The organism is Microvirga sp. ACRRW (assembly GCF_022346925.1).
Lineage (GTDB): Bacteria > Pseudomonadota > Alphaproteobacteria > Rhizobiales > Beijerinckiaceae > Microvirga.
Genome location: NZ_JAKRNJ010000005.1, coordinates 59,023 through 72,197, shown reverse-complemented (window position 1 = coordinate 72,197; position 13,175 = coordinate 59,023). Strand labels below are relative to the sequence as shown.

At 60.3% G+C, this 13,175-nt stretch carries 13 protein-coding genes; 9 read left to right on the top strand and 4 right to left on the bottom strand.

The window, feature by feature from the left end; translation table 11 throughout:
• Positions 1 to 24: 24 nt before the first annotated feature.
• Genes MHY87_RS13165 through MHY87_RS13155 form a run of 3 tightly spaced genes read right to left on the bottom strand, consistent with a single transcriptional unit; the run spans position 25 to position 2,049 of the window.
• On the bottom strand, positions 25 to 339 hold the full coding sequence (locus MHY87_RS13165) for a hypothetical protein (RefSeq protein WP_239352370.1): 315 nt from the start codon (positions 337 to 339) through the stop codon (positions 25 to 27).
• Positions 340 to 362: 23 nt separating this feature from the next.
• Positions 363 to 857, bottom strand: a complete 495-nt coding sequence (locus MHY87_RS13160) for a CinA family protein (protein ID WP_239352368.1) — start codon at positions 855 to 857, stop codon at positions 363 to 365.
• Positions 847 to 2,049: a bifunctional 2-C-methyl-D-erythritol 4-phosphate cytidylyltransferase/2-C-methyl-D-erythritol 2,4-cyclodiphosphate synthase gene (locus MHY87_RS13155; protein ID WP_239352366.1), complete on the bottom strand. Its 1,203-nt coding sequence runs from the start codon at positions 2,047 to 2,049 to the stop codon at positions 847 to 849. The genes MHY87_RS13160 and MHY87_RS13155 overlap by 11 nt, the downstream gene beginning before the upstream one ends.
• A 109-nt stretch (positions 2,050 to 2,158) precedes the next feature.
• On the opposite strand from MHY87_RS13155, the gene dusB reads away from it, so the two are divergent.
• From dusB to hflX, 7 genes are all read left to right on the top strand, one after another.
• Positions 2,159 to 3,175: a tRNA dihydrouridine synthase DusB gene (gene dusB / locus MHY87_RS13150; protein ID WP_239352364.1), complete on the top strand. Its 1,017-nt coding sequence runs from the start codon at positions 2,159 to 2,161 to the stop codon at positions 3,173 to 3,175.
• Positions 3,172 to 4,272 (top strand): nitrogen regulation protein NR(II), encoded by a 1,101-nt coding sequence (locus tag MHY87_RS13145; RefSeq protein WP_239352362.1) that lies wholly within the window; start codon positions 3,172 to 3,174, stop codon positions 4,270 to 4,272. The genes dusB and MHY87_RS13145 overlap by 4 nt, the downstream gene beginning before the upstream one ends.
• Positions 4,273 to 4,280: 8 nt before the next feature.
• The gene (ntrC, locus tag MHY87_RS13140) at positions 4,281 to 5,744 is read left to right on the top strand and encodes a nitrogen regulation protein NR(I) (protein ID WP_239352360.1); all 1,464 of its coding nucleotides are present in this window, start codon (positions 4,281 to 4,283) and stop codon (positions 5,742 to 5,744) included.
• A gap of 97 nt (positions 5,745 to 5,841) precedes the next feature.
• A complete protein-coding gene (locus tag MHY87_RS13135; protein WP_239352359.1) occupies positions 5,842 to 8,097 on the top strand; it encodes a PAS domain-containing sensor histidine kinase in 2,256 nt (751 codons plus the stop codon).
• A complete protein-coding gene (locus MHY87_RS13130; RefSeq protein ID WP_239352358.1) occupies positions 8,094 to 9,464 on the top strand; it encodes a sigma-54 dependent transcriptional regulator in 1,371 nt (456 codons plus the stop codon). Before MHY87_RS13135 ends, MHY87_RS13130 begins: the two co-directional genes overlap by 4 nt.
• Positions 9,465 to 9,699: 235 nt before the next feature.
• A complete protein-coding gene (hfq, locus tag MHY87_RS13125) occupies positions 9,700 to 9,954 on the top strand; it encodes an RNA chaperone Hfq (RefSeq protein ID WP_009491222.1) in 255 nt (84 codons plus the stop codon).
• A 1-nt stretch (position 9,955) separates the two neighbouring features.
• On the top strand, positions 9,956 to 11,353 hold the full coding sequence (gene hflX, locus MHY87_RS13120) for a GTPase HflX (protein ID WP_239352357.1): 1,398 nt from the start codon (positions 9,956 to 9,958) through the stop codon (positions 11,351 to 11,353).
• On the opposite strand, the gene mazG is transcribed toward hflX, so the two are convergent.
• Complete coding sequence (mazG, locus tag MHY87_RS13115) at positions 11,350 to 12,183, bottom strand: nucleoside triphosphate pyrophosphohydrolase (protein WP_239352356.1); 834 nt, start codon at positions 12,181 to 12,183, stop codon at positions 11,350 to 11,352. The genes hflX and mazG overlap by 4 nt on opposite strands.
• 100 nt (positions 12,184 to 12,283) lie before the next feature.
• On the opposite strand from mazG, the gene MHY87_RS13110 reads away from it, so the two are divergent.
• Both MHY87_RS13110 and MHY87_RS13105 read left to right on the top strand, forming a co-directional pair.
• Entirely contained in the window at positions 12,284 to 12,706 is a 423-nt protein-coding gene (locus tag MHY87_RS13110; protein ID WP_239352721.1) for an OsmC family protein, read from the top strand.
• A 28-nt stretch (positions 12,707 to 12,734) separates the two neighbouring features.
• Positions 12,735 to 13,127, top strand: coding sequence for a hypothetical protein (locus tag MHY87_RS13105; protein WP_239352355.1), 393 nt, complete (start codon positions 12,735 to 12,737; stop codon positions 13,125 to 13,127).
• Positions 13,128 to 13,175: the final 48 nt, after the last annotated feature.

The following is a 13,175-nucleotide window of genomic DNA, read 5'->3' as shown; positions in this document are numbered from 1 at the left end:
TGGGTGGCGTGGCAGCCTGATCGATTAGAGGATCAAACCGATCACTTGGATGAGCAGAGGTACTGACACGGCAATGAGGATCAGGGCCAGCAAACCGGATCTTGGATTTGGAGCCCATAGCGGTGCAAATGCCGCAAGCGCGATACCAATCAGCTGAACGAGTGCGGAGCCGACATAAAGTTCTTTTGACCGATAGTACCAGAAGCTTCCACCGGCTCCTGTGCCCCAAGGATAGCAACCGTGTCCCGCATCGGGATGCCCGCAGGGCAGCACATGCAGAGCGGAGAACAAATCTGCGCTCAACGCGGCGAAGAGGATGAGCAGGACGATCTGCCCCATAATCTCAGGGATGGAAGGTCGCCTCATCCCAGATAGAGAGCCTGCTCGAAAAGGTTCAATGCATCTTCAACCGCGCTACTCCGCACCGCCTCACGCCCGAGATCCCCGTAACGACGCTCCAGATGGATTGTCGCGAACCCCTTCCGCGCCAGACCGAAATGTACGAGCCCAACGGGCTTCGCTGCCGAACCTCCGCCTGGCCCTGCGATCCCGGTAATGCCAACCGCCACATCGGCGTGGGAATGAGCAAGCGCCCCTTCCGCCATGGCGCGTGCCACTGGCTCGCTCACTGCGCCATGAGCGGCAATGAGGTCGGCAGACACGCCGATCAGTTCCGTTTTCGCCTCGTTGGAATAGGTCACGAAACCCCGTTCCACCACAGTGGACGATCCGGCAATCTCGGTCAGCAAGGCGGCCACGAGACCGCCCGTGCAGGATTCTGCGGTCGCGATCTTCAAACCCTTCCGCTCATAAGCCTTGAGCAGATCGGCCGCCCGTTGCTTCAGGTCAGGATTCATGCGGCACCTCCGGCAAGCGGATCGTCGCCGCAGCCTGAGCGGCAATGCCTTCGCTGCGGCCCGTAAAGCCGAGCTTCTCCGTCGTCGTAGCTTTGAGCGAAACCTGATCGATCCGAAGGCCGGCGATTTCCGCGATCCGGTGGCGCATCGTCTCCCGATGCGGGCCGAGACGCGGCTTCTCGCAAAGCAGCGTCGCATCCAGATGATCGACCAATCCTCCACGACCGCGCACCAGTTCGACTGCGTGAGCTAGGAAGCGGTCGGAGGATGCGTCTTTCCACTGCGGATCGCTTGGCGGGAAATGGGTTCCGATATCGCCGTTCGCGAGAGCGCCCAGCAGCGCATCCGTCAGGGCATGAAGAATGACATCGCCGTCCGAATGAGCCACCACGCCTCGGTCGTGCGGCACCTTGATACCGCCGAGCCAGATATGATCGCCGTCACCGAAGGCATGAACGTCGAAACCGGTGCCGAGTCTGGTCACATAAGCCATGGATAAGCCTCGCAAGCGCCTCTCGGCCTCTGGAAAGTCGGAGGAATGGGTGAGCTTGATGTTGTCCGCATCGCCGTGGAACACATGCACCGGGAGGCCGGCCCATTCCGCCAGAGCGCCATCATCCGTGAAATTCGTGAGCATCGCTGCCGCCGCTTTGCGATGGGCGCTAAGCAAAGGCGTGAAGTTGAAGACCTGGGGCGTTTGCGCCGCCCGCAAGCTCGCCCGTTCCGGCGTCGATACCACTTCGCTTCGAGATCCGATTACCTTGATCGTGTCTGTGACTGTTATGCCGGGGACGGCTCCGCCCCATTCTTCTACGGCCTCGACGGCGCGGTCGATGAGGGAAGCATTCACGAACGGACGCGCCGCGTCGTGGATGAGCACATGCTTAGGGGTGAGTTCGCTTAAGGCTTCCAGTCCATTCCGAACCGAATCCTGCCGCGTCTCTCCCCCATAGGCCACGGCAAGAAGGTGCTCGCCCAGCTCCTCGGGCAGAGCTGCGGTGCTTTCTTGATAGAGGTCCAGATCGTCCGGGTGGATCACGACGAGCGTCCGCTCGACTCTCGGGTGTTGCAGGAAGGCTTCCAGCGTTCGCGCCAAGACAGGCCTCCCCCCCAAGGAGCGGTATTGCTTGGGGATGCCATCGCCGGCTCTGGAACCACGTCCTGCTGCAACGATGAGGGCGGCGACTGACATCAAGTAGGCTCTCCAGGGTGAGAGTTCTCCTAAGCGTGACTCAGAAAGAAGGCAAATCCCCCAGCTTGGGGCTTGCGCTCAGACTGAGAATGGCTAGTAAATAGGCACAATGAAACCTGATCAAAAAATAGGCGACAACATCCAGGTAGGCCCGATTACAATGGGCTTCCCGGCTGTTCTCGCGCCTCTTTCCGGCGTTACGGATGTGGTTTTCCGGCGCATTGCCAAGCGCTTAGGGGCTGGGCTGGTCGTTTCCGAGATGGTGGCCTCCGACGAGCTCGTTCAGGGCTCGGAGGAAGCGCAGCTTCGGGCGGAGGGAGCGGGAATCGAACCGCATGTCGTCCAGCTGGCTGGGTGCGAGCCGCGCTGGATGGCGGAGGGGGCCAAGGTCGCCGAGGCGGCTGGGGCACGGATCATCGACATCAACATGGGCTGCCCCGCCAAGCGGGTGATCGGAGGCTATTCGGGCTCCGCCTTGATGCGAGATCTCGACCATGCGTGCCGTCTGATCGAGGCAACCGTTAACGCCGTCTCCGTGCCGGTCACGGTGAAGATGCGCCTGGGTTGGGATCACGATTCCATCAATGCGCCGGAACTCGCCCAGCGGGCCGAGGCGCTCGGCGTCAAGGCCGTGACGGTCCATGGCCGCACGCGGCAGCAATTCTACAAGGGGCGGGCAGATTGGAGTGCCATCTCTCCTGTCGTGAATGCCGTCAGCATTCCCGTTATCGCCAATGGCGACATCGGCACGCTTGAAGACGCCCAGGCGTGCCTTGCCCTCTCTCAAGCAAATGCCGTGATGATCGGCCGCTCAGCGGTAGGCCGGCCGTGGATCGTCGCCCAGATCGGCGCTGCTCTCCAGGGTCGCGTCATTCCCGAGCCAAGCTCCGAGGAAAAAACCGCATTGGCTTTGGAGCATTACGAAGGATTGCTCGCGCTTTATGGTGCCAAGATCGGCATTCGGCATGCGCGCAAGCATCTTGCGGCCTATGCCGATGCTGCCATCCAGGCGGGTTTCCATGTGGCACAGAGCATTCGGACCGGGTTGGTGACGTCGGACGATCCGACCTTCGTCATGTCGCTGTTGCGTTCCCTTTATAATCATCAAGAGCGGGATGCGGCATGACGGTGGCTATCAACGATCTCATCATGAACGCGTTGCCTTTGCCGGTCCTGACCATTGGCGAGGAGCACCAGATCGTTCATGCCAATGCCGCCGCCGAGGCTTTCTTCGAAGTGAGCCTGCGCATGATGCAGCGCCAGAAGCTCACGGATTTCCTGCCCTTCGGCTCCCCTGTCATGAGCCTCGTGGAGGATGTGCGGCAACGAGGTTCCAGCGTCAGCGAGCACAGGGTCGATATCGGAAGTCCGCGACTGGGGCCTGAGCGGATCGTGGATGTGTTCGCGACCCCCTTGGGCGACGGCAGCGACAACGTCGTGGTGATGCTGCAGGAGCGCACCATTGCGGACAAGATGAACCGGCAACTGACTCATCGTGGAGCAGCCAGGTCGATTACTGCGCTCGGCGCCTTGCTGGCGCATGAGATCAAGAATCCACTTTCAGGCATTCGCGGTGCCGCGCAACTTCTCGAGCAATCGGCGGATGAGGATGACCGGCTTCTCACGCGGCTGATCTGCGACGAGACGGACAGGATCGTGAAGCTCGTCGAAAGAATGGAGCTCTTCGGAGAGGAGCGTCCTGTCGAGCGCGGCCCCGTCAATATTCACGGCGTCCTCGACCACGTGAAGCGTTTGGCTCAATCCGGTTTTGCCCGCCACATCCGCTTTGTCGAGAACTACGATCCTTCGTTGCCGCCGGTCCTCGGCAACAGGGACCAACTTATCCAGGTGATCCTGAACCTCGTGAAGAATGCCGCCGAAGCAGTGGGAATCGATGCGACGGAAGGGGAGATCACCCTGTCGACCGCCTTCCGAACCGGCGTCAGACTTCAGGTGCCAGGCGCTCAGGAGCGCGTGAGCCTACCTATCGAACTCAGCGTCAGCGACAATGGCCCCGGAATTCCTCCGGAACTGATGAGCGATCTCTTCGATCCCTTCGTCACCACAAAGGTTCAGGGCAGCGGCCTCGGCCTGGCCCTTGTCGCCAAAATTGTGGGCGACCACGGCGGCATCATCGAATGCGAACCGGCGCCCAGGCGCACGACCTTCCGAATTCTCCTGCCCATGCACCGGGCCACCGCCGGTGGCGACACCGATATGTGAGGACATACATGCCCAGCGGACAAATTCTCCTCGCCGATGATGATGCCGCCATCAGGACGGTGCTGAACCAAGCCTTGTCCAGGGCGGGATACGAGGTTCGCTCTACCAGCAACGCGGCGACGCTTTGGCGCTGGGTCGCACAAGGGGAGGGCGATATCGTCATCACAGACGTGATGATGCCGGATGAGAATGCCTTCGACCTTCTGCCGCGCATCAAGAAGCTGCGGCCGGAACTTCCCATCATCGTCATGAGCGCGCAGAACACGTTCATGACGGCGATCAAGGCCTCCGAGCGCGGCGCCTACGAATATCTACCGAAGCCGTTCGATCTGAAGGAGCTGGTTGCGGTCGTGGGCCGTGCGCTCTCTCGCCCTAGGACGGCCGTGTCGGGCGCCAATCCCGTCGAGAACGAGGACATCCCTCTCGTTGGCCGCTCCCATGCGATGCAGGAAATCTATCGGGCACTCGCCCGTCTCATGCCGACGGATCTCACGGTGATGATTACGGGCGAGTCCGGCACTGGCAAGGAACTCGTCGCCAAGGCGCTGCATGATTACGGCAAGCGCCGTCAGGGGCCGTTTGTTGCAGTGAACATGGCGGCCATCCCGCGCGAACTGATCGAGTCCGAACTCTTCGGGCACGAGAAGGGGGCCTTTACCGGCGCAACCGCGCGCAACACCGGACGCTTCGAGCAGGCTGAAGGCGGCACGCTTTTCCTCGATGAGATCGGCGACATGCCCATGGAAGCGCAGACACGTCTCCTGCGCGTTCTCCAGCAAGGCGAGTACACCACAGTCGGCGGCAGGGTACCGATCAAGACGAATGTTCGTATCGTTGCGGCGACGAACAAGGATCTGCGAATACTGATCCAGCAGGGCCTGTTCCGAGAGGATCTCTATTTCCGTCTCAATGTCGTTCCCTTGCGGCTGCCGCCCCTGCGCGAGCGTGTCGAAGACATTCCCGATCTCGCGCGCCATTTCTTCACCCTCGTGGAGAAGGAGGGGCTTTCGAGAAAGCAGCTTGATGTGGAGGCCATGGACCGGCTGAAGCGCTATCGCTGGCCCGGGAACGTGCGCGAGCTGGAAAACCTCGTTCGGCGCCTCGCTGCCCTCTATCCGCAGGATATGATCACCGGAGCGATCATCGACACGGAACTCGATGCCCAGCCCCTTCTGCCACCCCAGCCGGTGGGCAAGGCTACCGCACAGGCCCAGGCGGGCTCCGAGGGGCTCTCCGAGGCTGTGGAGCGTCACCTGGCGGAGTATTTCTCCGGCTTCCGGGATACCCTGCCGCCTCCCGGCCTCTATCACCGAATCCTGCGCGAGATCGAAGGGCCCCTGATCGGCGCGGCCCTGGCTGCCACCAGAGGCAATCAGATCCGCGCGGCGGAACTCCTGGGCGTCAACCGCAACACCTTACGGAAGAAGGTGCGAGACTTGGAATTGATGGTGGTACGGACTAATCGGGGTTAAATCGAAAACTGTAATAATTTGACCACAGTGTTGTGTTGGTGCATCACCCACTAAAGGGTGCTGCACCGAGGCACCCTGTTTTGCGGGGCCTCACGTCTTGACCGACCAGAGCATTCACGAACAGCGCCAAGCGGCGGAACCGGCCCAGGGCCCGAGCAAGCTGGCCTGGGTCGGCTATATTGCTGTTCCGATCGCCCTTGCTTCGGCATTGGCGACCTTCCTGATTTTGGCCGGTGCAACTCCTGTTCTCCCGACGAATGCTGTTGTGCAAGGGGTGTTCATTGTGAACGCCGCCCTCATTGCCCTGCTTCTCGGAATCGTCGCCTGGCAGGCACAGAAGATTATTCGGGCAAGGCTACAGGGCGCTGCCGCAGCAGGCCTTCATGTAAGGATCGTCGGACTACTCAGCCTGGTTGCCGGTGTGCCCGCCATTCTTATCGCTGGCGTCGCCTCGGTTTCCTTCGAGCGCGGGATGGATTCCCGGCTTACGGGCCAGATCAAAGATCTGATGGTCAACACGGTGGCCATCGCGCACTCCTATCGCGAGATGCAATGCCGAACCCTTGCTCGCGAAACGCAATTGATGGCTGCGGATGTCAGCCGCGCCATTGCTTATTATAACGTCGATCAGAACTTTTTTCGCGCATTCATGAGCACGCGAGCTAGGCTCCTGGGCCTTCCGGTCGCGATGATTGTAGATTCGAACGGTGCCGTGGTCGAAAAGGCCGTCGTGAAGCCGCTGCCGAACTTGCCCGACCTGACTCTGGCAGATATTTCAGAAGCAAACACACAAGACCCTGTCTGCCTGCTCCCCGGTTCCACCAATATCCTGCGCTCGGTTCTGAAACTCGACGACAATAGCGGCCGTATTCTTTATGTTGCTCGTGAAGTTGATAGGCAGGCCATGGAATTCCCGGCCGTGGCTGAAAGCGGTGTCGCCTTCTACGATGCGCTGGATCAGAGAAAGGCAGGGCTCCAGTTCGCCTTCGCCTCCATGTTTATCTTGATCACGCTCATTGTTCTTTTGTCGGCGATCTGGTTCGGGTTGAACTTTGCCAATCACCTTGTTGCCCCCATCCGCCGCCTGATTCATGCGACCGATCAGGTTGCTACCGGCAATTTCTATGTCCAGGTGCCCGTCCGTCGAGGCGAGGGCGATCTGGGACACTTGGGCGAAACCTTCAACAAGATGACTTCCGAGCTGCGGCGGCAGCACGACGGACTGACCGCGGCGAGCGAGGTGATCGACCGCAGGCGGCGCTTCACGGAGGCTGTCCTCGCCGGCGTTTCAGCCGGCGTGATCGGCATCAATGCGCGCGGGCAGATCACGATCGTCAATCCTTCTACCGAGGCCCTGCTCCAAACCACGCGGGAGCAGTTGATCGGCCGAGACATCACCGAGGCTCTGCCGGAAGTCACTCAATTGGTGGTGGAGATGACCCAGGGCCGCCAGCGCCTGATGCAGGAGCAGATCCAGATTGCTCGGAAGGGCCGGGAGCGGACCATCAACGTACGCGTCACGAGCGAACAGGCCCGCAATGACAAACGCGACCTCGTGATCACCCTCGACGACATCACGGACCTTGTTACGGCACAACGCACATCCGCGTGGGCCGACGTGGCTCGACGGATCGCGCACGAGATCAAGAACCCGCTCACTCCGATCCAGCTCTCGGCGGAACGTATCCGTCGCAAGTATGGCAAGGTCATCACGACCGACCGCGAGGTGTTCGATCAATGTACCGACACAATCGTGCGGCAGGTGGATGATATCAAGCGAATGGTCGATGAGTTCTCATCATTCGCGCGCATGCCGAAACCCAAGATTGGACAAGAGGATCTGGCCGAGACGATCCGCCAGGTGACATTCATGATGCGCATCGCGCACCCGGAAATCGAGTTTTCGGATCAATTCCCGGAGGGCCAAGTGATCGCGCCCTTCGACAGGCGATTGATCTCTCAGGCTGTCACGAACATCGTAAAGAATGCCACCGAGGCGATTGCAGCCGTGCCCGAAGAAGAGCGCGGACAGCCGAAGATTTCGGTGACGCTGGACGACACGCACCCGGATTATCTTATCCTGGCCGTGACCGACAACGGCAAGGGCTTCCCCGTGGAGGGCCGCCAGCGCCTGCTGGAGCCTTACATGACGACCCGCGAGGGAGGGACCGGATTGGGCCTCCCGATCGTTGCTAAAATTCTCGAAGACCATGGCGGAGGCATGGACCTTGCCGACAATCCCGCAGGACGGGGTGGTCAGGTCCGCATGTGGATCCCCAAGATAAAGCAAGTTGCAGCGGAAGAGGCACCTGCCGCCTCGGAGCGCAACGAAACTCGCAGAGCAAGCCTATGAGCGCTGATATTCTCGTCGTCGATGACGAAATCGACATTCGTGAGCTGGTAGCCGGCATTCTCGAAGATGAAGGCCACCGCACCCGTACGGCCGGCACCTCTGACGACGCGCTGGCCGCGATTGAATCGCGACGTCCGCACCTTGTCTTCCTCGACATCTGGCTGCAAGGCAGCCGCCTGGATGGGCTTCAGGTGCTGGATATTATCAAGGCTCAGCATCCGGACCTGCCGGTCGTGATGATCTCGGGACACGGCAACATCGAGACTGCGGTTTCGGCCATCAAGGCCGGTGCCTATGATTTCATCGAGAAGCCCTTTAAGGCGGATCGCCTCGTTCTCGTCGCCGAGCGCGCTCTCGAAGCGTCTCGCCTCAAGCGCGAGGTGCGCGATCTGCGTTCACGCTCGATTCAGGCAAGCCGTATCGCCGGCAAATCCATCGTCATCAACCAACTCCGGCAGGCCGTTGAGCGTGCCGCGCCGACGAATGCACGAATCCTCATCACAGGCTCCCCAGGCTCAGGCAAAGAGCTGACGGCTCGCACGGTTCACAGCATGTCGACCCGTGCCAACGGCCCGTTCGTCGTGCTGACCGGCGCCAATATCACGCCGGAAACCATGGAGGCCGAACTCTTCGGCACAGAGGGTGAGGAGGGCGGGGGGCGCCGTGTTGGCGCGCTCGAGGAAGCGCACGGCGGCACTCTCTATATCGATGAGATCGCCGACATGCCGCGCGAGACCCAGAACCGCATCTTACGTGTTCTCGTAGACCAAAACTTCCAGCGCGTCGGCGGAACGACGCGCGTGCATGTGGATGTCCGCATCATTTCATCATCGAGCCGCGATCTGCCGGCGGAGATTGCGGCCGGAAACTTCCGCGAGGATCTTTTCCATCGTCTCGGCGTCATTCCGATCCGCGTGCCTTCACTGGCTGAGCGGCGTGAGGATGTGCCGGAACTGATCGAGTTCTTTATGGATCAGATCTCCACCACCACCGGCTTGCCGAAACGGCGGATAGCCGAGGATGCCATGGCTGTCCTTCAGTCCCATGATTGGCCCGGCAACGTTCGCCAGTTGCGCAACAATGTCGAGCGCCTGATGATCCTTAGCTCCGGCGATCCCGAGGCCGAGATCACGGCGGATATGCTGCCGTCTGAAATCGGCACGCTCGTACCGTCGACGCCGGGCGGGGCAGGGGGTGAGAAACTCATGAGCCTCCCCTTGCGCGAGGCACGTGAAATCTTCGAGCGGGAATACCTTTTGGCTCAAATCGCCCGTTTCAGCGGCAATATCTCGCGTACGGCGGAGTTCATCGGCATGGAGCGCTCGGCCCTTCACCGCAAGCTGAAATCTCTCGGGATCGGCAGCTAGCGACATCTCTCCGCCACCTGTTGAACATAACGTTACGGAAGGTGGTCTGCTTTCTGCGGGCCTCATCCACGGAAAATATGTTCCTAAGGGGTTAGATCACGCGAGACCCTCTTGCCGAATGGTCAACTTCGCCCTGTAATAGGCATGCCGGTCAACGACCGCACGATAGCGGACAACCATATAATGACGGCCCAATAGCCAAGACCGGCGGCGATGGGCTGGCGAGGCAACTTCAATGGCGGGCGATCGCGCGCAGAATCTGCAGGACACCTTTCTCAACTACGTCCGGAAGCAGAAGATTCCCCTGACGATATTCCTTGTAAACGGCGTGAAGCTGCAAGGCGTCGTCACTTGGTTCGATAATTTCTGCGTTCTCCTGCGCAGGGACGGCCACTCTCAGTTGGTTTACAAGCACGCCATCTCCACCATCATGCCGGGGCAGCCCGTCCAATTGTTCGACCAGATCGACGAGGCTGGCGAAAAGGCCTGAGGTGACTGAACCGCGCACTCCGGGGGAACATCGTCTCGCAGAGCTTGCCGAACCTGAGAAAGAGGTTGCGGCTGGTACGCGCACGATTGTCGTCGGTCCCTACCTCACCCGCAGGCGCCGTTCGGGCTCCGTTGATACGGACGCCGAAGCATCCAATCCCCGCCCGCCCGAAGCCCGGTTGGAAGAGGCATCGGGGCTTGCGCTTGCCATCGATCTCTCCGTTGTCCAATCCCTGATTGCGCCGCTTTCGTCGCCTCGCCCCGCCACTTATATCGGCAGCGGCAAGGTGGACGAGCTGGCGGCCCTGATCCGCGCGGAGGAAGTCGGCCTCGTGGTGATGGATTGCGCGCTCAGTCCGGTCCAGCAACGCAATCTCGAAAAGGCCTGGGGCGCCAAGGTCATCGACAGAACCGGGCTAATCCTTGAGATTTTCGGCAGGCGTGCCCGTACGAAAGAGGGCACCCTTCAGGTCGAGCTGGCGCATCTGTCCTACCAGAAGGGACGGCTGGTCCGTTCCTGGACCCACCTCGAGCGCCAACGCGGCGGCTTCGGCTTCCTTGGTGGCCCCGGCGAAACGCAGATCGAGGCCGACCGCCGCATGATCCAGGAGCGTATGAACCGGATCGAGCGCGATCTCGAAAGCGTGGTCAAAACCCGCTCCCTGCACAGGACGAGCCGGAGGAGGGTGCCTTACCCGATCGTGGCTCTTGTGGGCTACACCAATGCCGGCAAATCGACCCTGTTCAACCGAATGACACGGGCTGAGGTGCTCGCCGAGAACATGCTGTTCGCAACCCTCGATCCGACGACGCGTGCCATCGACCTGCCTCACGGCGAAAAGGCGATCCTGTCCGATACGGTGGGCTTCATCTCGGACCTGCCGACCATGCTGGTCGCGGCCTTCCGCGCGACCCTCGAAGACGTGGTCGAGGCGGATGTCCTCCTGCATGTGAGGGATGTTTCGCATGGAGAGACGGAGGCTCAGGCTGGCGACGTGAACATCGTCCTTCGGGAACTCGGGATCGATCCTGACGATAGCAGGCGGATCATCGAAGTCTGGAACAAGGCCGACCTGCTCTCACCGGAAGATCGGGAGCGGCTTGCAACCGCATCTCACCGCACGGGCATCGAGCGTAGGCCAATCCTGATTTCGGCTTTGACCGGGGAGGGCATGTCCGAACTGCTTGAGACCATTGAGCAGCATCTCGCCATGGGGCGACAGACTTACGAGGTCGATGTGGCACCGGAAGACGGGCAGGGCCTCGCGTGGCTTCATGAAAACACTGAGATCCTGGAGCGGAAAGCGCTGGAGAATGGACGCACCCTCCTCCAGGTGCGCCTGGTTCCCGGCAAGGAGCCGCGGTTCCTGAACCGGTTCCCTGGCGCTAAAGTGGTCTAAATTTTCCGCTCATCCAGCTTCGCCTGAATCCAGAGATCTTCCATCTCCTCGAGCGAGGCTTCACTCAGGTTGCGGCCTTGCTGCTTCAGCGCATCCTCGACAGCTCCAAAGCGTCGTTCGAACTTCGCATTGGTCCGGCGCAGAGCTGCTTCCGGATCAATCTCATAATGCCGGGCGAGATTGATGACCGAAAACAGAAGGTCTCCGATCTCATCCTCTATGCGATTTCTATCGCCGCTTGAAGACGCCTCTTTAACCTCTTCCAATTCCTCGTGAATTTTGTCGATCACTTGAATGGCCTCGGGCCAATCGAACCCGACCTTGGCAGCCTTCGCCGTCAGCTTCTGGGCGCGGGTTAGGGCGGGCAGGGCTGTTGGAATTCCCCCCAGGAAACCGGTCTCATGAGCTTCCGGCGGCAGGCCCATCTTTTCCCGCGCCAGACGACGCTCGGCCTTTTCCTCCCGCTTGATTTCATCCCAGAGAGCCTTGACCTGCTCCGGTGCGAGATCCTTGGCCTCTCCGAACACATGTGGATGGCGGCGGATCAGCTTCCGCGTAATGGCTTCGACCACATCGGGAAAAGCGAAAGCGCCTTGCTCCTCGGCCATGCGAGCGTGGAACACGACCTGGAGCAGCAAATCGCCCAACTCGTCTCGTAAATCGGCTAGATCGCCGCGCTCGATGGCATCCACGACCTCGTAGGCTTCCTCGAGCGTGTAGGGCGCAATGGACGCGAAATCCTGCTCCAGATCCCAGGGGCAGCCTGTCTTGGGCGCCCGCAGGGCCGCCATGATCTCAATAAGCCGCGCGATATCGGAAGAAGGCTTCATCCAGGATTTCCTCACTCGTCTGGCGCTTCATAGCCCGATTCCGATGGGGAATCAGAGCAAAAGATGCTCAAAGAACATCAAGGTATCAGGGGCGAAAACCATGAAGGCACGAGTCAAACTGGTCGACGGAATGATGTTTGTCGGGGAATCTGGCAGCGGACACGCTGTGGTCATGGATGGCGCGCCTGAATATGGCGGCCGCAACCTCGGCATTCGGCCCATGGAAATGCTGCTGATTGGCCTTGGTGGATGCACGGCGTTCGACGTCGTGCAGATCCTGCGCAAAGGCCGCGAGGATGTCACCGATTGCGATGTCGAGGTCAGCGGCGAACGGGCAGAAACCGGCCCAAAGGTCTTTACCTCGATCCATATCGAGTACCGTGTCAAAGGCCGGAATTTGGCTTCAGCCAAGGTCGAGCGCGCCATCGAGCTCTCCAAAGAGAAATATTGCTCAGCCTCGATCATGCTGGGTGCCGTCGCCAAGATCACGCATAACTGGACGGTCGTCGAGGACGCGGCGTAAAGCTGACGACTAAGAGCCTGTAAGTCCTATGAAAACCGCAAAATTCGCATTTCTCATAATCCTGGGCTTTTCGGCTGGGATCGCGGTTCCAGCTGCCTTTGCCGCCGAGGTGTGGGAAGGGCGCTGGGCTACGGGACCGGACGCACTTGAGAACTGTGGAGCCGACACTTTGGATACCGACAACGGCATCGTCGATCTGACGTCGAAGGGTTATGAGTCCTATGCCTCGGTCTGTACCTTTAAGCGGCTCCAGAGAACACAGAGCGGCTGGCAAGCTGCTGCGTCTTGCGCCGAGGAAGGCGAAGAAAGCAGCTACAACACGACGGCCAAGATCTCTATGCCGAACTCAGACCGCCTGAAGCTTGTGGTCGGTCAAACCGAGGTAGAGCTCGTCCGCTGTCCGCAAACCACCAGACGATAAGTCGCCAAAGTGGAGAGGGAGGAATAGAAAGCCCATATATATAATTCG